This window comes from Gloeocapsa sp. DLM2.Bin57, from assembly GCA_007693955.1.
Lineage (GTDB): Bacteria > Cyanobacteriota > Cyanobacteriia > Cyanobacteriales > Gloeocapsaceae > Gloeocapsa.
In genome coordinates this window covers 18,519-37,711 of record RECR01000135.1, presented here as the reverse complement: position 1 = coordinate 37,711, position 19,193 = coordinate 18,519, and the positions used below count along the sequence as shown (strand labels likewise).

Below are 19,193 nucleotides of genomic sequence, written 5' to 3'. Positions count from 1 at the left end.
TCCTTAACCTCTTGAAACTAAATTATTTTTTAACAAAGAAATATCTATCTGTTGACTTTTGACGATCAAATAGTCTAGAAAGGTTTGGGCAATAATTGAGAGACGTTTTCCTGAGAGATGAGCAACGTACCAACGACGCCGAATCGGAAAATGTTGCACGTCTAGTATGACTAACTCAGGGTTAGGAATTTGGGAAATTAAGGTATGTTGAGACAATACTGATATCCCCAAACCACCAGCGATCGCCTGTTTAATCGCTTCATTACTACCTAACTCTAACCTTACCGCTACTCGAATCTGATTACGTTCAAAAAGTTCTAGTACTGCAGCGCGAGTACCCGAACCTTCTTCACGCATAATAAAGGGTTCATGATTTAATGATTCAATCGGGATATTTTTCTCTTTAGCCAGAGGATGATCACTACGGGCTACTACTACTAGAGGATTTTCTAGAAATGGTTGACTATGTAAATCCACTTCCTCGGGAGGTTGACTGAGGATATACAAATCATGGTCATTTTCCAACATCTGACGCTGCATTTTTTGATGATTGGTGACATCAAGAGAGACGTCTATACCTGGATACTGTTCACAAAAAGCCCCCAAAATCCTCGGAATAAAGTATTTAGCCGTAGTAATTACAGCTAGGCGTAATTTTCCCTGTTTAGTACCCTTGAGATCAGCAATTTTCATCTCAAAGTTATCTAAACGTTCAAAAATATCTTGACAGGTTTTCAGTAACTCTTTGCCCGCTTCGGTTAAGTATAAACGTTTACCAATTTGTTCAAACAAGGGTAAACCAATTACTTTAGTCAGTTGCTTAATTTGACTAGATACCGTCGGTTGAGTGATATACAACTCCTCTGCGGCGCGGGTAAAACTCCCTAAACGCGCTGTGGCTTCAAATACGGCGAGTTGATGCAGTGTTGCGTGAATCATGACTCAGGCTCGATAAGACTAGTATTTATCATATACTAGAATCAATCTTTTGACAAATAAGATATATTTATTCCTATGATAGTCAAATGAAATGAAAATGTAGGGTGTGGCTTTATTCCTTATCTGCAAGGAGTATAGTTTAAGATATTATAAAATTTAGTCGATTAAATTAAAGTATAATGAGTTACTCAAAAACTATATTTAAATTGTGCACAGGGATTGTTTTAGGATTAAGTATCTCTATTCTTCCCGTTAAAGCCGAAGTAAAATTAGATAACCTCTTACGTCAAGGACGTGAGTATTTTGAAACAGGTAACTATGAAAGGGCGATCGCTATTTATCAACAAGCAGCAAAGATAGATAGTGATAACCCCAAGATATTCTCAGGGTTAGGTTATCTTTATGCACTGCAAAACAATTATGCAGCAGCAACTAGGGCTTATCAAAGAGCAATATCACTAGATCCCGATAACGGGAGTTTTTACTATGCTCTAGGTTATAGTTTAGCTCAAATGGACGATAATCACAACGCAGCTAAAGCTTATTATCGCGCTGTACAATTAGAACCCTTAGAATTAAAATATCATCTAGCTTTAGGTACAGTTTTATTGAGAGAGGAAGACTACGAAAGCGCTATAGTTACTTATCAACGCATTCTCGCTCTTAATCCGGACAACACAGAAGCAGAAGAAATCTTATTCACCTTGTTACTATATCAAGAACGTACCGAAGAAGCTCTAGAATTTTTAGAAAGTACTAGTTTAGATTTAAGAGAACATCTAGATTTACAATTACAGTTAGTCAGAACTTTATTAAAACAAAGACAATTTGATTTAGCCTTAGAAAATTTAACAGCCATAGAAGCACAAGCAACAGCAGATATAGAATTACAGCTAGAAATAGCCCAAACTTGGCAACAAATCAATAACCTTGATCAAGCTTTAGCCGCTTATCATCGAGCAATTCAGCTACAACCAGATTTAACTCCAGCACAAGAAAAGATAGCCGCAATCTTATTACAACAAGAAAACTATCTCGAAGCAATAGTAGCCTACCGACGTCTAATCGAGTTATCCCCGAATCAACCCGAAAACTATTATTATCTCGGTATCGCCTTACAGGGAAGAAATAGACATCAAGAAGCTTTGCAAGTTTGGCAAGAAGCTTTAACCCTCTATCAAGAGCAAAATAATCAATCAGGAGTAGAGAAAATAACTCTATTACTAAACAATGAATAAACTAGAGGGAAAAATAGCCCTAGTCACAGGTGCAACCAGAGGAATAGGTAAAGGTATCGCCATTGGTTTAGGAGAAGCAGGGGCAACTATATATATAACAGGTCGTAGTTTAAACAGCGATCCCGAAGTAGGCGGTAATTTACAAGCAACCTCTGACGCAGTCACCGCAGCAGGGGGTAAATGTATCCCTGTAGCGGTAGATCACAGCGACGATACAGCCGTAGAAACACTATTTCAACGCATCGCCCAAGAACAAAATGGACAACTAGATATACTGGTAAACAACGTCTATGGTGGAGTAAAAGCCCTTCGCAATAATCAAGGTAAACCCTTCTGGGAAGGAGAACTAAACCTGTGGGATGCTTGCAATAAGGTTGGGTTACGCAGCCATTATATAGCTAGTTACTATGCAGCTAAAATGATGACCCCTAGAAAACAGGGTTTAATCTGCACCATCTCTTCTTGGGGAGGAATGAGTTATATCTTTGGTGCAGCTTATGGCGCAGGTAAAGCCGCTTGCGATCGCTTGGCTGCTGATATGGCGGTAGAATTACAACCCTATAATGTCACCTCTATTTCTCTTTGGCCCGGTATAGTAGGCACAGAGCATATTACCCAATTAGCTCAAGAAATTAAAAACCAGGGGGATACCACCCCCCAAAATAGCGGCATTAGTGAAGGTTATAACTGGGAAACACCCCTATTCACAGGAAGAGCGATCGCCGCTTTAGCCACAGAACCAAATCTTATACGCTATACAGGAACTACTCAAATAGTAGCAGAACTAGCCCGACGCTACAATATCCTAGATGTAGAAGGAAATCAACCCGTATCTTTACGCTCTTTACGTTTTTTGTTACCCTTAACTATACCAACATTGCGAGATTATGCTCAGTTTATCCCTGATATCTACATACCCTGGTTTTTATTACTTCTTATCGCGCTTAAATCACCGAAAATAGGATAATTTAGCATGATTTTTTCAGTATTTATATTTATAGTGCGAGCATCTTGCTCCCTTAAGTAGTGGAGCTTAATTAAACATAAAATATCATAACGAGTTAAGATACTAAATTAATTTATGAATAATGTTAATCTTTTATCTGCAATTATTACTATCATTAATAAGACAGAATACTTAGTAGATATTAAAAATCCCAACAATCCAGCGCAACTAATTAAAAGTATATTAATAACATTTACTGTATATTAAATGAAGGTAATATCTCTTTTTTCAGGGGGTGGCGGATTAGATCTAGGCTTTACTAAAGCTGGATTTGAGGTAATTTGGGCTAATGAATACGATAAAGAAATATGGGAAACATACGAGAAAAATCATCCAAATACTTATTTAGATAAAAGAAGTATATTAAATATTAAATCACCAGAAATACCTAATTGTGAAGGCATTATAGGTGGACCTCCTTGCCAAAGCTGGAGTGAAGCAGGAGCTTTAAGAGGAATTGAGGATAAAAGAGGACAAATGTTTTTTAATTTTATTCAAATTTTAAAAGAAAAACGGCCTAAATTCTTTGTTGCTGAAAACGTATCAGGTATGTTAATGTCAAGACATCAAAATGCTTTTAAAATGATTATAAGCATGTTTGAAGATTGTGGTTATGAATTGCAATTTAAACTTTTAGAGGCTTCTGAATATGGAGTTCCTCAAAATAGAAAAAGAGTTTTTTTCATAGGGTTCAAAAAAGATTTGAAAATTAGCTTTAGTTTTCCAAATCCAACAAATCTTTTTAAAAAGGTAAGTTTACGTGATACTATCTATGATTTAAAAGATACAGCAATTCCTGCTAAGAAAAATAATAATTCAAATAAAGAATTTTTGAAAATTCCTAATCATGAATATATGATTGGAGGGTTTTCATCAATATATATGTCCAGAAATCGAGTTCGTAATTGGGACGAAGTTTCTTTTACAATTCAAGCGAGTGGAAGACATGCTCCAATACATCCTCAAGCACCAAAAATGGAACTAATAGAAAAAGATAAAAGAATTTTTAAGTCTGGTAAAGAACATCTCTATCGAAGATTAACGGTACGAGAGTGTGCAAGAATACAAACCTTTCCTGATGATTTCATCTTTTATTATGATAAGGTTTCAGCTGGATACAAAATGGTAGGAAACGCTGTTCCTGTACAAATAGCTTACATTATAGCCAAAGAAATATATAATACTATCTTAGATGATAATCAGGGAATAGGGAGTAGGGAGCGGGAAATGAAGAATGTAGAATGAGCGAAAAAATAATTAATTCTTAATTCTTAATTCAGAATAACACCGTTCTACCTAACTCCTAAATTAGCCTTTTATTTTTCATTCAATATAAGTACTCTGATTTTCCGCCAGTTTTGCGTAACAAACGAATCGATTCTATAATTATTCCCTTATCTAAGGCCTTGGCCATATCGTAGAGGGTTAAAGCAGCCACAGACACAGCGGTTAAAGCTTCCATTTCTACACCTGTTTCCGCTTTAGTTTTGACTATGGCGCAAATTTGATAACCTGGTAAACTCTCATCTGGGGTTAATTCTACGCTAATCTTATGTAAAGGTAGAGGGTGACACAAAGGAATTAAATTAGCAGTTTGTTTGGCTGCCATAATTCCTGCTAACTTAGCAGTAGCTAACACATCCCCTTTAGGAGCATTTCCCTGTTGAATAGCCTGATAAGTATCTAAAGACATCTTGACTTCCCCAAGGGCGATCGCTTCTCTAACGGTGGGAGATTTAGCCGAGACATCTACCATTTGGGCTTCTCCTTGGGAATTAAGATGAGATAGAGGTTGATTATTCATATTTATGCTCATCTTTGGGTGGACGTTCATTATTCCAAGCCCACCAAGAATGTCCACATTCACAGTGATAAAATTCTTGCCATCTACGATTGCCTTCTTCTGTAATTACAGGCGATCGCCGATTCAACCAAACGCTAACGGCTTGAGTAGGGGAAGCTTGACACTTAGGACAACGAAATTTCAGACCATGAGTAGCATTAACAGTCCAAGGAGGGGGTATGAGGCTAAAAGCATCCATTGAACAAAGAGGGGTTTTTTCCCATAATATAATATTATTGTTTTTTTCGCTGAAGAAGGGTTAATTATGAGTGAATTCATGGATTTTTTGCAACACAAATACGCTTATGTAGCTATTGGTGAATTTAAACCTGGCAAATTTGCCGAAGCCCAACAACTGTATGAACAAGCGATCGCCACTTATACCCACGGTTTTCAGGGGGCGTATTTATTACAAAAACCTGGTACAGATGAAGGAATCGCGGTGATTATGTGGGAAAGAATCGAAGACATGGGAGAAAATCAAACTGAAGCTTATCAAAAAATTCTCGATGAAATGAAGCATTTATTCGTTAAACCTCCTGTTGCTTGTTTTTATGAGGTAGCTAGTGAAATCAAAGGTAACCATGAGTAAAAAAAAATCCGCATTGTAGCACTAGGTTTAATCAGAGATAGAGATAGAATCTTTCTCTCTCGGGGGTGGGATTCTGTCACTCAACGCACTTTTTATCGGGCTTTAGGTGGTGGCGTAGATTGGCAAGAAACGAGCTTAGACGCTTTAAAAAGGGAATTTAGGGAAGAAATAGCAGCAGAACTAACCAATATAAACTATTTAGGATGTATTGAGAATATTTTCACCTTGGAAGACCAACCTAAACACGAAATTATCCAACTCTATAGCTGTGATTTCCTCGATCCTCATTTTTACCAACTCCAGGAATTAACCTTTACTGAAAAAACGAGAACAAAAATCGCCCTATGGGTGGACATAAACTCCTGTCTTTCGCGAGAATTAACAGTAGTACCTGAAGAATTCCTAAACTATCTTTAGATGTTAGAAACCACAAGTAACCAAATTAAACAAATTATTGCTCAACGTCTCCCCCTCGGAGAAAGAATTAAAGAAGTAGAACTCAACCTTAAACTACTCCAAGAGAAATTACAACAACTAGAAAATTACCGACAACAAATCTTATCTCAAAGCAACGACGTTAAACTCAGTAGCTATCTAGAAACAATAGACTATATCACTCTTAGCAATAAGCTAGACACAGAAATAAGCGTATTAAACCAACTAAAAGCTAGATTTTCCCGTCAAACCCTTAATTTAGGGGTAATAGGTAGAGCAGGACAAGGTAAAAGCCGTTTATTACAAAGTCTCTCGGGTTTAACTAATACAGAAATTCCTACAGGCGATCGCCAACATTGTACAGGAGTACGTTGCACTATCTATCACCATCCCCAATTAGAAACCTATGGGGAAATCTGGTTTCACTCAGAGACATCCTTTCTCGAAGAAGTGATTTATCCCTATTATGATAAACTCCATCTCGGCTTAAAACCCCCGAGTTTAGATAGCTTTGCTAGTCAACCTCTACCCCCTTTACCAGAAACTCTAGCTAATAATGCTGTTTCAGGGGCGATGTATGAACATCTCAGTCATTATCATCTTAACTTACCCAAATACCGTCATCTCTTTCGGGTTACCTCTCCCTACGTTATCCCTAAAGCGGAAATTAGATCTTATATAGCTCAAGATACCCCAGAAGGAGAAAGAATCTACTCTAACTATCTAGCCGCTAAAGAAGCTAAAATCATCTGTAGTTTTCCTAACCAAGACTTAGGACAAATCGCTTTAGTAGATATGCCAGGTTTAGGAGATACTGGATTAGGAGACCAAGAAAGACTGATTCAGGTATTAGGTAAAGATGTAGATTTAGTCCTATTTATCCGTTTACCACGTCCACCCCGTGACTATTGGGCTGATGTAGATGTACAACTCTATGATATCGCTAATCAAGCTTTGCGAGATTTACCCCTAGACAAGTGGTCTTTTTTGATTCTCAATCGCACTAATGCTGATTCCCCCATTAAAGATAACTCTCTCTATTGTCAGGATTTAGCTAACTCTTATCTGGATAAACATCTCTACACCGTTGATTGTATTATTGCTGACTGTGCTAATCCTACGGAAGCCCATGAACAAATACTAGATCCAGTCTTAGACTATCTGACTCAAAACATTACTACCCTAGACCAACAGTATAGTCATTCTTGTCAACAACGTCTCCTGGAGATTCATCATACCCTTAACGCTGAATTAGCTAAAGCCCAACAAGTCTTAAAATTAGTCTCTCTGGGTAATTGGTTTCCTCTGTTTGAGCAATTATTTGAGCAACTTTGGGATAATTTAACCACTAGTTTAGAAGATTTACTCAGTAAATTTCGAGAACAAAGAGACTGGGAAGATTTAGACTTTAAACAACAAGTAGAAGCAGCGATACAAGCTTGTCAAACCGATACGGGTATTCCTACTCTAGAAGAAATCGAAACTCGTCGTAAACGTCTCGGAGGTTATCCTAACGCTTATTATGAGTATCTCAACGAAATTCGCGCCCATCTCTCTCAACATTTCCTCTTACTAGATGAGGGTTTACAAAAGGGTATAGACAGGGTTAAATCAGAAGTAGCTCAAATCTTAACTGAACAAGCTCATCTTGGTAAACTAGATAAAACCACAGCTACAGACTTTCTGAATCAGGTTATCAGCCAAATCCCCCCAGAATTAACCGATTTAAGTTTAGGATTTCAAATTCTGGCTGATTTTAATCTCTCTTATCGGGGTATGATCCAACATCGTATTAGAGTGCATCTCGATGATTTGACTCCTAATTTTACTTCTTTACAATTATCTACCAATCCCAACGCCTCTGAAGTGTTAAACTGTTTGCGATCGCTCCACGCTGAAGCAGTCTATAAATGTCAAACCGCTTTAGACGACTTATTAGCCGAACCAAGTCAGGCTGCTTTTGCTATCCTAGAGGAGTTTTTAGATCGCGTTTTAAGATCCCAAGGAATCAAAAGTCAATGGCGTATATTCCTCGAAGAAATTCGCGATCAAATTTGGTCACAAGAATTCGCCCAACTTGGAACACAAACCAGAATGCGTCGGGAATGGTTAGACTTAGTAAAGCAGGTAACATCCGCTAATCAACTAGATAAGTTGCGATTTTTGAACTAAAGTAACGATGGAAAAACTCGAAATCACCATGTTAGGGCCATCGGGTGTAGGTAAAACTACCCTGTTAACCGCTATGTATGAACAATTTGAGAGTAATATTGGTTTGACTGATTTACAACTTACTCCCAATGAAGAAAGTTCAGCCATTTTACAAGATCGTTTGGTAGAATTAAAAGGTATGCTCGACGTCTTTGAAGCTAGAGATAGAAGAGGTATTCAAGGTACAGAAGCTCCCGCAGGTCCTGAATCTTTACGCTCTTTTATCTTTAGTATCGGTAAAAAAGGACGTACTCCCTCATTAGAGTTACACTTTCGTGACTATCCAGGTGGTTATCACACCGCTAAAGCTACAACCACCGAGAAGGAATTTGTTAAAAATTTGTTACAAAACTCCGTCGCTGTCTTAATTGCCATCGATGCACCTGCTTTAATGGAACAAAAGGGTAAATTTCATGAACGTATCAATCGTCCTCAACAGATTAAAGATTTAATTAAACAAGCGTACCAAGATTTAAACTCTCCCCGACTAGTGATTTTTGCTCCCATTAAATGCGAAAAATACCTCAAAAACGAAAAATCTACTAAAGAGTTAGTTAACGCTATTCGTCAGGGTTATGGGGGATTATTAGATCATTTTAATTCTGAACAACTTACCCCCTGGATTGCTAGTGTAATTACTCCTGTACAAACCGTAGGAAGTGTGGTTTTTTCTCGTTTAGAAGTAGATACCTACAATCTCCCTCATTTTTATTTTCGCAAAATACGTCATGACGCTCAATATAATCCCCAAGATAGTGAACAACCCTTACGTTATTTATTACGTTTTCTGTTGAAGTTACACTATGAGAATGGTAATTGGGGAATTTTTAATTTTCTCAGGGATTGGTTGAGAGTTGATGAACATCTGAAAATAGCTATTAATCAATTTGCTAATGGTTGTAAAACTACCGAGGGTTTCGCGGTTTTAAAAGGGGAAAAATGGCTAAGTTAAATAACAATACGTCTATCTATATTCAAAGTAGGGGAATTACTCCCGAAGATGATTACTGTTGGCTAAAAATCGAAGATAATAACCAAGTAACCGCTATCCCTGAGATTCTTAATCGATTATCTCTAGTTTCTTTGATTGATAGTCAAATGTTTTCTCTGGTTTTAGCTTATCAGCAACCCTATTTTATTTTATTGGTTACTGGTTTAGAAGCAACACCACCAGAATTAGATTTTATGGGGCGAAAAATTCGTAATTCTCTACTTTGGATTTCTCCTGAAGAAGCTCAAATCAGAAGTTTAACCGTAGCTGCTTTAGAGGGACAATTAGCTAACGCACTTGAAGAGATTATCTACCGAGATAACAACTTAAATAATAGTTTTAGAATTGATACCGACCAACTAGAAAAATTAACTGATTTAGTTAAACTTAACTACTATAATAATAGTTATAATCCTGCTCAATTGGGTAATAATAATGAAACTCTCAGACAACAATTAGCCCTAGAAATTCAAACTAATTGTTTACCAACTAATCGCCAATTATTAATAGTAATTACTAGCATTAAATCAGCAATTGACTTAGAAAGACTTAAGGTTTGGCGAGGTTTATCTAATCGTATCTCTTCAGACGAATTAACCCCAACTACTGCAACGGAAAAAAAAACTCTAGTCAATACAGCGGTTATAGCAACAGCAACAGCGATTACAATTTTTCTCATAATTTCGATGCTATTTTAAATGAAGGTTTCCAATTCTTAACCAAAGGATTAGAAATTACTCAAGTGATGGATTTTTTAAGACAAAAAGAACAACTAGAAGAACTCGCTAAACAAGGTCGTCTCCAATCTGCTGACTTAGAAGTATTAAAAAAAGCAGAAGATACCCTCAAGGAGTATCTAGCTTTAATTGAAAAAATTAGAGAATTAAACCGTAATAGTTGAAAAAAATAAAACCTTATGCTATGATACGTCTTTATAGCTAGGGGTGCTTGGCTCAACCAGGCTGAGATAGACCCTAAGAACCTGAGACTGGGTAATACCAGCGGAGGGAAGCTGTAATTAGAGGAACAAAAATATATGAGAGCAGAATGGGTTGTTAAGCGACGTGGACAGGATAACGTGTCTCAAATGCACTACGCACGTCAGGGAATCTTGACAGAAGAAATGCACTACGTCGCTAAACGGGAGAATCTCCCCGTAGAATTGATTCGTGATGAAGTAGCTAGAGGAAGAATGATCATCCCTGCTAACATCAATCATACCAATCTTGAACCGATGTGTATCGGTATCGCTTCTAAATGTAAGGTTAACGCTAATATTGGTGCTTCTCCTAATTCTTCTGACATCAACGAAGAAGTTAATAAACTCAAATTAGCGGTAAAATATGGTGCAGATACCGTAATGGATCTCTCTACAGGTGGAGGAGATTTAGATGTTATTCGTACAGCGATTATTAACGCATCTCCTGTACCCATTGGGACTGTACCTATTTATCAAGCGTTAGAAAGCGTTCACGGTAATATCGAAAATCTCACCCCTGATGACTTTCTCCATATCATCGAGAAACACTCTCAACAGGGTGTAGATTATATGACTATCCACGCGGGTATCTTAATTGAATATTTACCTTTAGTCAAAGATCGCATCACTGGTATAGTTTCTCGGGGAGGAGGAATTATCGCTAAGTGGATGTTACACCATCATAAACAAAATCCTCTCTATACTCATTTTGATGACATCATCGAAATTTTCAAAAAATACGACGTATCCTTTAGTCTAGGAGATTCTCTACGTCCTGGTTGTGTTCATGATGCTTCTGACGATGCACAATTATCTGAGTTAAAAACCCTCGGTAAGTTAACTCGTCGCGCTTGGGAACACGATGTACAGGTAATGGTAGAAGGTCCAGGTCACGTACCTATTGACCAAATTGAGTTTAACGTCAAAAAACAGATGGAAGAATGCTCAGAAGCTCCCTTCTACGTTTTAGGACCACTAGTAACTGATATCGCTCCGGGATATGACCATATTACTTCAGCTATTGGGGCGGCGATCGCTGGTTGGCACGGTACAGCCATGCTCTGCTATGTTACACCAAAAGAACACCTCGGACTACCCAACGCCGAAGATGTACGTAATGGTTTAATAGCCTATAAAATCGCAGCTCACGCGGCTGATATAGCTCGTCATCGTCCTGGAGCACGCGATAGAGACGATCAACTCTCTCAAGCGAGATACGATTTTGACTGGAATCGTCAATTTGAACTATCTCTAGATCCAGATCGCGCCAAAGAATACCACGATGAAACCCTACCCGCTGATATCTATAAAACAGCGGAATTCTGCTCTATGTGTGGACCAAAATTCTGTCCCATGCAAACCAAAATTGACAACGAAGCAATTACCGAGTTAGAGAAATTCCTAGCCAAAGAATCAGCTACTGTCTCTTGATACTCCCATGGTTAACCTTCGGGTATAAGAGTTAATTATTGGTTTACTTATCTCTCCCGTTAATTTCTGTAAGCATTTTTGAGCAAGAAATTTAACGGGATTCTTTGGCATCTGATTTTTATTGTTAATATTGAATGGAAAATAAAACGCTCTTGATAACTGCAAACTCTTACTAACTCCTCATTCTAATCTTTTCCCAAAAATTAAAAATAGCTTCTAATTGAGAGTTCCAAAAATCATAATCGTGTCCTGCACCTTCTCTGGGATAATATTCTATAATCTGGTTATTTCCGTGTAATTCTCGATATTTTTCGTAAAAAAGACGACTTTGAGACTCCGGGACAACCTCATCAGCAGTACCATGGGTAAGGAAGAGAGGCATTTTCCATTCAGCTATTCTAGCTTGGGGATTATCTACCCCCAACCAGCGATCGCCAAACTCTTCTCTATCCCCATAAACAGCGCGCATCAGGTTATCTGTGGGCATATTTTCCTGACTAAAATCACCTGAAAGACTAGCCCCAGCGACGAATAAATCAGGGTTAGACAAAGCGATTAAAGCTACTCCTCTACCTCCTGTAGATAATCCTAAGAGGGTATTATTTTGTCCAGGTAGTAGCAGATTATGTCTAGCTTGAATTGTGGGTATAAATCTGGTGTTGATAAACTCTAATCCAGGTATAGCATTCCAACGCATGGTAGTTTCAGGATAATAGCTACTCTCATAAATAGTTGTGCTCATTTCTGGCAAAATCAGAGCATAGCCATATTGTTGAGCGTATTTAGCTAAATCAGAGTTTTCTAACCAACTAGTGCGGGGAAAATTCCAACCAGGAAGAACTAAAATAGTACCAACGGGAGGGTTAAGAGGTAGATATAAATCATAAAAGACATCATCTACCTGTAGGTTTTTTTGCCAACCCTTTGCTGAGAGTATATCTCCTTGAGTCATGATTAATGGCGGTGGAGAGTTAAAATAATTAATAGATATGTTAGGAAAGTTCATGAGTTTACACCTGATAACCTAAAATTGCTAAAATAGTGATAAAAAGTCTTAGGTAAGATTTATGTATCAACTAATAGTTTTATTGCTAGTAGTAGTCTATGCAGCTGGAGTAGTTAAATTTCTAAAGGGGTTTCGGCGTACTAATTTTAACCCTGGTATCGTCAATAAAATCAAACTATCTCTATTATGGCCATTATTAATCATGATCAGTGGATCTTATCGTAGAAACTTCCAAAAAGCCCTCAAAGGATAAACCCCGATTTTGGTTAATTGGGGGGACATCAGAAAGTGCTAATTTAGCTCAACTCCTAGCAACTAGGGGTATTTTAACCACTATTACTGTTACCACGGTTGCAGCCCAAAAACTGTATCGAGATTCACCCTATCTTAAGATTAGGGTAGGGAAGTTATTATCAGATCAAGAAGGAGAAATATTCTGTAGAGAAGAGAATATCCAAGGAATTATCGACGCTTCACATCCTTTTGCGATCGCTATTTCCCAAAGGGCGATCGCCCTTTCTCATCGCTTAGATATTCCCTATCTACGTTATGAACGTTCTACTCTAGAGACTAACACAAGTAAAACGATTATCTGCGATAATTTTGATACCCTGATTCAGGGTAATTATTTAACAGGAGAGAAAGTCTTACTAACCATAGGATGTAATCATCTTTACTTATTTAAACAATGGCAAGAAAGAGCTACACTATTTACCAGGATTCTACCGACTATTGACTCTCTAGCAATAGCTACAGCTGCGGGTTTTACTCCAGAGAGAATCATTGCTATACGTCCTCCTCTAAGTTTTGAGTTAGAATTAGCCTTATGGCGTCATTGGGGTATCTCTTTAGTGGTTAGTAAAGCTAATGGGAAAGCAGGAGGAGAAGATATTAAACAAAGGGTAGCTAAGACTTTAAATATTCCCCTGATCATCATTTCACGACCAAAGTTAGACTATCCCAACATTACTGATAACCTTGACGAAGTTATAAAATTTTGTCTAAGGTGACATACTCCTACACCGAATCAAAGATTATGGTGTAGGCTTCTTATCTTTCACCTTAAGAGATGATTGACCGTTTTTGACTAAATCCTCAGAGACAATTGTCGAGTAATAGCAAAACGAATTAAGCGCCAAGGATTGCGAGAATTAAAGATGATTTTGTAACGAATAAATCTCCCTGTAACTAGACGAGTTAACCCTTTTAAACGTCCTTGCAATCTTACCCCAAAAAATTGGCTACTTCCTGTCTCAGCGTAGAAGGGATTAAACGCCAGTTTACCATAGATAACGTCAGCTCGATGAGTTTTGCTTAAACCTACTTTCTGATGTTCTAAATTAGGTTTTCCTCCATGTTCCCCATAATTGCGAAAAGGTAGATAATTAATTAAATTATGACCACGTAAATATTGGTCAAGATGAGAATCCCAACTAGAATAACTATCAGGTTGATAACTTGTCGGTAAGTTTAGTAGTAATTGAGCAGCATCAGGAGTAACAATATAAGCAACAGTAGAAGCAGAATAACCCTCAGCGTAACCCTGTGGGGAAATACTATAGACTTGAGGAGCACAAGTATATAACCAAGCTATACCTACATTTTGCTGATCTAAACTAAAAGGTAGGGGAAGTTGCGCAAAACCTTCTACGGGGACAAAATCTGCTTCTAGAATAAGGGTTAAATCTGTCTGTTGCGATGCTATTTCCCAAGCGCGATAATGATTAAGGAGACACAGATAACTAGGGGAATAGTTTTGATATTCGGGTAAGTGTTGTTGTCTGAGTAGTTGATAGGGTAAACCTTCTTGAGTTAAAGTTGTTTCTAAATTATCCGTGTTTTCTTTATAGGCAATTATTAATACGCGTCCGATGGTTTCTCTTAATTTAGCCATCACTATCAATAGTGATCCTTAAGTTTACGAATATGTGCAAAAACGGTTACAGGTTGGTCACTTGCAGCATTCTTTTGTACTGCTGGGGTATCCCAACGCAGAAAAGGGTTAGTCTGCTTTTCGATACCAAGTAGAGAGGGAATAGTCGCTATTTTTTGCTTACGTAATGCTTGGACTTGTTGATAACGTTGTTGTAATTGCGGGTTATTAGCTTCTACAGTAAGAGCAAAGGCTAGATTTTTCAGGGTGTATTCATGAGCACACCAAATTCGTGTAGATTCAGGAAGCGATCGCAATCTAGTTAAAGATTGTACCATTTGTTCGGCTGTACCTTCAATCAGTCTTCCGCAACCACCCGCGAAGATAGTATCTCCACAGAATAACTCCCCTGTTTGATTATCCCCAACAGCCCGAAAATAATAAGCAATATGTCCTTGAGTATGACCTGGAATATAAAAAACTTCCCCTACTCTCCCGGCAAATTCTAGGCGATCGCCGTCTTCTAGAAAGCGATGTTGTCCAGGAATTCTCCCGCGATCGTGACTTCCACCGTAGATACACAAATCGGGAAAATGTTCTAATAATTGCCAATTCCCTCCCACGTGGTCATAATGATGATGAGTATTAAAAATAGCCACTAATTGTAAATCCAACTGTTGTAAACGTTTTAACACTGGTTTAGCTTCAGCGGGATCTACTACTGCTGCTATTTTCTGCTCTAAATCAAATAACAAGAAAATATAATTATCACTTAAAGCGGGGATTAACTCAATTTCCATAGAGATTAATTAAACTAAACTATCTAACAGTATATTCTAGGTGAAAAATTTGGCTAATCGATTAAATAAAATCTCTCTAGTAGTTAGTGACCTTTCCACTACAGGTGCTAATCGTTGGGGGGGTGCGGTGAGACCATTTCTTCTAGGGCAAGCTTTACAAAACCTAGGTTATAATGTAGAAATACTTGGTTTAGCTTTTAGCGATTTTTCCCCAAGTAATACTGATATTCCCTTAATTGCTATTCCTTGTCAACCTAATGCGGGTTTCGGGAAAGCAATTAAACAACTATTAAGCAAAATTGATGGTGATCTAATCTACGCGGTTAAACCCAAACCGAGTAGTTTTGGTGTCGCTTTAATCAAAAAACTACTAACTAAACGCCCCTTATTATTGGATATCGACGATTGGGAATTAAGTTGGTATGGTGGCGATCAATGGCGATATCGTCCTAGTTTGCCACAATTAGCACGGGATTTACTCAAAAAAAATGGCGCTTTGCGATACCTAGATCACCCTGTTTATCTGCAATGGTTAGAAAAGTTGGTTAACTACGCTGATGGGATTACTACTCACAATGATTTTTTACAACGTCGTTTTGGAGGTATTTATATCCCCAATGGGAAGGATACCCAATTATTTAACCCCGAGTTATACGATTGCGCAACCAGTAAAGCTAAATATGGTTTGAGTGAGTATAAAATTCTGATGTTTCCTGGTGCTCCTCGTCCCTATAAAGGTGTAGAAGATGTTTTAATAGCTTTAGACTACTTAAATCGTGAAGATTTACGCTTAGTTATCGTCGGTGGTAGTCCTTATGATGATTATGACCAACAATTACTGAAAAATTGGGGACGTTGGTTGATTAAATTACCTAAATCCCCTTATCAATTTATGCCCGAAATTGTCGCCGCTGCTGATATCATTGTTGTACCTCAAAAAGATACCCCCGCCGCTTGTGCTCAATTTCCTTTAAAGTTAACCGATGGTATGGCTATGGCTAAACCTGTTTTGGCGACAAGAGTAGGAGATATCCCTAAGATTATAGCAGATACGGGTTACTTAGTTACTCCTGATAGCCCTCAAGAAATAGCCCTAACCATTACCGATATTTTAGCTAATCCTGAACAAGCCCAAGCCAAAGGATGGCGCGCGAGACAACGATGTCTGCAAGAATATAGTCTTGAAAAAATGTCAGCAATTTTAGCACCAATTATTAATGCTTACTTCTAAACAATTACATATTAAATATCTTTCTGCTAATTTACCTCTAGTTATTTTAGCTGTTATCTTTGGTCTTTCTAGCTCTTTTTTTAATGGTGTTAGTACCGCTTTAGTTATCCCAACTATTTTGCTAATTTTAAATCAGAATGAAGCTATTAAAAATATTAATTTTCTCAATTTCCTGAGTAATTATTTAGATAATTTTCCCGAGCAAACTAAAATAATTATAATGGTGTTAGCTGTTTTTTCAATGATTATTCTTAAAAATCTAACTAATTTTCTAACTACCGCTATTAATTTAAGGTTAAATTTGCTGATTAGTAAAACTATGTTGTATGAAGCTATTCAAAATTTAACTAAAGTCAGTATAGATTATTATCATCAAGAGCAAATCGGCACAATTATTAGTGATAACACAGGAGAAATTTTTAAAACAGCTAATATAATTAAAGCTAAAGTAGAGTTATTGATTATATCTCTAACTATCTTGTTTTTTACTTGGGTTCTCTTGTCTATATCTTGGCAATTGACAGTTTTAGCTACTGTAATAATTGGCATAATTATTGTCTTAAATCAATTTCTTATCAAAAAGTCTAAATATTATGGGATACTTTTAACTGAAAAAATTCGAGAATTTTCTAATAATTTTATTGAGTTCTTAATGGGTATAAGATTAATCAAAATAGTTAATACAGAATCAAAAGAATATCAAAAGTTAAAAGATATTTATGATGTGAGGGAAACTTTACAATATAAATCTCAGTTATTATCTAGTTTAATTGGTCCTGTTAATGATACTTTAGGGATTTTCTTGATTTTAACTATTATTGTGGTAGGACGATATTTATTTTTTAATCAATTTCAATCTTTAGCTAGTTTGATTTTAATTTATTTAGCTATTTTATTTAGATTGATTCCCTATTTTAATCAGTTAAATAACTTGAGAAGTCAATTTGCGAAAGAAGCAGCAAGCGTACAACGAGTGGTTAACCTTTTGAATAAAAATAATAAAGTCTTCCTTAAAAATGGTACAAAAATCTATCAACCAATCACCAGAGAAATTAGATTTGAGTCTGTAGAGTTTACTTATCCAGGTAGTGAACAACCTGTACTTAAGGGGATAGATTTAATAATACCTAAAGGAAAAACCACAGCTTTAGTAGGTACATCAGGAGCGGGTAAATCAACTATTACTGATTTAATGATTAGATTTTATGATCCAACCCAAGGAAAAATTAGTTTAGATGGAGTGGATTTAAGGGATTTTGACATAGAAAGTTTACATCAACATATGGGGGTGGTAAGTCAAGATACCTTTTTATTTAATAATACGGTTAGTTATAATATCGCTTATGGTTTGGAAAATGTAGAAGAAGCAGAGATAATTACAGCAGCAAAAAGAGCCAATGCTTACGAATTTATCGTTAATTTATCTGAAGGATTTAACACTAAGATAGGCGATCGCGGAGTATTACTTTCTGGGGGACAAAAACAGAGACTGGCGATCGCGAGAGCTTTATTAAGGAATCCCGATATTTTAATCTTAGATGAAGCTACCAGTGCTTTAGATACGGTGTCAGAGAAAATGGTACAGGAAGCGATCAACGAACTATGTCAAAACCGTACCACCATTGTTATTGCTCACCGACTCTCTACTATTCAACAAGCAGATCAGATAGTTGTGTTAGAAAAAGGTCAAATTCTCGAAGTAGGTAACCATAGGGAATTACTTGAGAAAAGGGGTAAATACGCCGATTTATACTCTTTAAACAGTTGAGTAAATCGCTTCTTCAGTACCTGGTATTTCTAGACAATAACCCGCACCATAGACAGTTTTAATATAACGAGGACGACGAGGATCTGGTTCTAATTTAGTTCTCAAATGACGAATATGAACGCGAATAGTTTCGATATCGTCATCAGGATCATAACCCCAAACTTCGCGCAGAATTTCACTAGGTGATACTGTTTGTCCATGACGTTGTAGCAAGCAATGTAGTAATTCAAACTCCAAATGAGTTAGTTTAACAGTTTTACTAAACCAAATCGCCTCAAAACGTTCCGGAATCAAAGTCAATGGTCCTTGACTGAGGATTTCAGAATGTTTAGCCGCTTGGGGAATGCGATCGGTCCTACGGAGTAAAGCTCTCACCCTAGCGAGCATTTCTTCTACTTCAAAGGGTTTAGTGAGATAATCGTCTGCTCCTGCGTTGAATCCTTCTACCTTATCCTGAGTTTGACCTAAAGCGGTTAACATCAAAACTGGTATATCAGCAGTGCGAGGATCACGTCTGATGCGTTGGCAAACCGTAAAGCCATCGACTTTCGGTAGCATCAAATCTAACATAATTAGGTCAGGTTGTATTTGAACGGCTAGTGCTTGACCTTTGATTCCATCTTCTGCCTGATTAACGTCGTAACCTGCCATTTCCAGGTTAATGGAGACTAGTTCAGCAATAGCCGGATCATCATCGATTACGAGTATTCGGGGCATTATTACACAATTACCAGTGAGGTTTAGGGTTACTTATCTCTAAATCCTGTACTAAGATTTCTAAGCATAGATTTAAAGTTGTCTGTAATGATTATAAGCAATATTTCTTATTTCGTTGCAAATCTTTAACTAA

At 37.2% G+C, this 19,193-nt stretch carries 20 protein-coding genes and 1 riboswitch; of the genes, 13 read left to right on the top strand and 7 right to left on the bottom strand.

The genetic code is table 11. From position 1 onward, the window contains the following. Nucleotides 1–3 precede the first annotated feature (3 nt). Nucleotides 4–939 carry a LysR family transcriptional regulator gene (locus tag EA365_16710; GenBank protein ID TVQ41847.1) on the bottom strand — a complete coding sequence of 312 codons (936 nt, stop codon included), beginning with the start codon at nucleotides 937–939 and terminating at the stop codon, nucleotides 4–6. Nucleotides 940–1,118: 179 nt separating this feature from the next. Here EA365_16710 and EA365_16705 point away from each other — a divergent pair, with 179 nt between their 5' ends. The 3 genes from EA365_16705 (at nucleotide 1,119) to EA365_16695 (ending at nucleotide 4,428) form a co-directional block, all read left to right on the top strand. Next, nucleotides 1,119–2,177: a tetratricopeptide repeat protein gene (locus tag EA365_16705; protein ID TVQ41846.1), complete on the top strand. Its 1,059-nt coding sequence runs from the start codon at nucleotides 1,119–1,121 to the stop codon at nucleotides 2,175–2,177. After that, complete coding sequence (locus tag EA365_16700; protein ID TVQ41845.1) at nucleotides 2,170–3,144, top strand: SDR family NAD(P)-dependent oxidoreductase; 975 nt, start codon at nucleotides 2,170–2,172, stop codon at nucleotides 3,142–3,144. Before EA365_16705 ends, EA365_16700 begins: the two co-directional genes overlap by 8 nt. Before the next feature lie 246 nt (nucleotides 3,145–3,390). Beyond that, entirely contained in the window at nucleotides 3,391–4,428 is a 1,038-nt protein-coding gene (locus EA365_16695; protein ID TVQ41844.1) for a DNA cytosine methyltransferase, read from the top strand. A gap of 82 nt (nucleotides 4,429–4,510) precedes the next feature. Here EA365_16695 and moaC read toward each other — a convergent pair whose 3' ends face one another. Next, nucleotides 4,511–4,999, bottom strand: coding sequence for a cyclic pyranopterin monophosphate synthase MoaC (gene moaC / locus EA365_16690; protein ID TVQ41843.1), 489 nt, complete (start codon nucleotides 4,997–4,999; stop codon nucleotides 4,511–4,513). Further along, entirely contained in the window at nucleotides 4,980–5,225 is a 246-nt protein-coding gene (locus EA365_16685; protein ID TVQ41842.1) for a hypothetical protein, read from the bottom strand. Before EA365_16685 ends, moaC begins: the two co-directional genes overlap by 20 nt. A gap of 63 nt (nucleotides 5,226–5,288) precedes the next feature. Here EA365_16685 and EA365_16680 point away from each other — a divergent pair, with 63 nt between their 5' ends. From EA365_16680 to thiC, 6 genes are all read left to right on the top strand, one after another. Then, complete coding sequence (locus EA365_16680; GenBank protein ID TVQ41841.1) at nucleotides 5,289–5,618, top strand: antibiotic biosynthesis monooxygenase; 330 nt, start codon at nucleotides 5,289–5,291, stop codon at nucleotides 5,616–5,618. A 6-nt stretch (nucleotides 5,619–5,624) separates the two neighbouring features. After that, entirely contained in the window at nucleotides 5,625–6,035 is a 411-nt protein-coding gene (locus EA365_16675) for an NUDIX domain-containing protein (GenBank protein TVQ41840.1), read from the top strand. Next, nucleotides 6,036–8,225: a hypothetical protein gene (locus tag EA365_16670; protein ID TVQ41839.1), complete on the top strand. Its 2,190-nt coding sequence runs from the start codon at nucleotides 6,036–6,038 to the stop codon at nucleotides 8,223–8,225. Between the two features lie 7 nt (nucleotides 8,226–8,232). After that, a complete protein-coding gene (locus EA365_16665; protein ID TVQ41838.1) occupies nucleotides 8,233–9,216 on the top strand; it encodes a hypothetical protein in 984 nt (327 codons plus the stop codon). Further along, the gene (locus EA365_16660; GenBank protein ID TVQ41837.1) at nucleotides 9,204–9,953 is read left to right on the top strand and encodes a hypothetical protein; all 750 of its coding nucleotides are present in this window, start codon (nucleotides 9,204–9,206) and stop codon (nucleotides 9,951–9,953) included. Before EA365_16665 ends, EA365_16660 begins: the two co-directional genes overlap by 13 nt. 232 nt (nucleotides 9,954–10,185) lie before the next feature. Next, nucleotides 10,186–10,282, top strand: a riboswitch (TPP riboswitch). A 9-nt stretch (nucleotides 10,283–10,291) separates the two neighbouring features. After that, on the top strand, nucleotides 10,292–11,665 hold the full coding sequence (gene thiC / locus EA365_16655) for a phosphomethylpyrimidine synthase (GenBank protein ID TVQ41836.1): 1,374 nt from the start codon (nucleotides 10,292–10,294) through the stop codon (nucleotides 11,663–11,665). A 172-nt stretch (nucleotides 11,666–11,837) separates the two neighbouring features. Here the strand turns inward: thiC and EA365_16650 are convergent, their stop codons facing one another. Beyond that, the gene (locus EA365_16650) at nucleotides 11,838–12,671 is read right to left on the bottom strand and encodes an alpha/beta hydrolase (protein TVQ41835.1); all 834 of its coding nucleotides are present in this window, start codon (nucleotides 12,669–12,671) and stop codon (nucleotides 11,838–11,840) included. 61 nt (nucleotides 12,672–12,732) lie between these two features. Here EA365_16650 and EA365_16645 point away from each other — a divergent pair, with 61 nt between their 5' ends. Next, complete coding sequence (locus EA365_16645) at nucleotides 12,733–12,924, top strand: hypothetical protein (protein TVQ41834.1); 192 nt, start codon at nucleotides 12,733–12,735, stop codon at nucleotides 12,922–12,924. Continuing rightward, entirely contained in the window at nucleotides 12,890–13,681 is a 792-nt protein-coding gene (locus EA365_16640; protein ID TVQ41860.1) for a cobalt-precorrin-6A reductase, read from the top strand. Before EA365_16645 ends, EA365_16640 begins: the two co-directional genes overlap by 35 nt. 77 nt (nucleotides 13,682–13,758) lie before the next feature. Here the strand turns inward: EA365_16640 and EA365_16635 are convergent, their stop codons facing one another. Next, the gene (locus EA365_16635) at nucleotides 13,759–14,565 is read right to left on the bottom strand and encodes an LPS biosynthesis glycosyltransferase (protein TVQ41833.1); all 807 of its coding nucleotides are present in this window, start codon (nucleotides 14,563–14,565) and stop codon (nucleotides 13,759–13,761) included. Nucleotides 14,566–14,570: 5 nt separating this feature from the next. After that, nucleotides 14,571–15,344 carry a hydroxyacylglutathione hydrolase gene (gloB, locus tag EA365_16630; protein TVQ41832.1) on the bottom strand — a complete coding sequence of 258 codons (774 nt, stop codon included), beginning with the start codon at nucleotides 15,342–15,344 and terminating at the stop codon, nucleotides 14,571–14,573. 40 nt (nucleotides 15,345–15,384) lie between these two features. Here gloB and EA365_16625 point away from each other — a divergent pair, with 40 nt between their 5' ends. Both EA365_16625 and EA365_16620 read left to right on the top strand, forming a co-directional pair. Beyond that, nucleotides 15,385–16,575 carry a glycosyltransferase gene (locus EA365_16625; GenBank protein TVQ41831.1) on the top strand — a complete coding sequence of 397 codons (1,191 nt, stop codon included), beginning with the start codon at nucleotides 15,385–15,387 and terminating at the stop codon, nucleotides 16,573–16,575. Further along, on the top strand, nucleotides 16,562–18,343 hold the full coding sequence (locus EA365_16620; GenBank protein ID TVQ41830.1) for an ATP-binding cassette domain-containing protein: 1,782 nt from the start codon (nucleotides 16,562–16,564) through the stop codon (nucleotides 18,341–18,343). Before EA365_16625 ends, EA365_16620 begins: the two co-directional genes overlap by 14 nt. Here EA365_16620 and EA365_16615 read toward each other — a convergent pair. Continuing rightward, nucleotides 18,332–19,060 carry a DNA-binding response regulator gene (locus EA365_16615; GenBank protein ID TVQ41829.1) on the bottom strand — a complete coding sequence of 243 codons (729 nt, stop codon included), beginning with the start codon at nucleotides 19,058–19,060 and terminating at the stop codon, nucleotides 18,332–18,334. The genes EA365_16620 and EA365_16615 overlap by 12 nt on opposite strands. Nucleotides 19,061–19,193 lie beyond the last annotated feature (133 nt).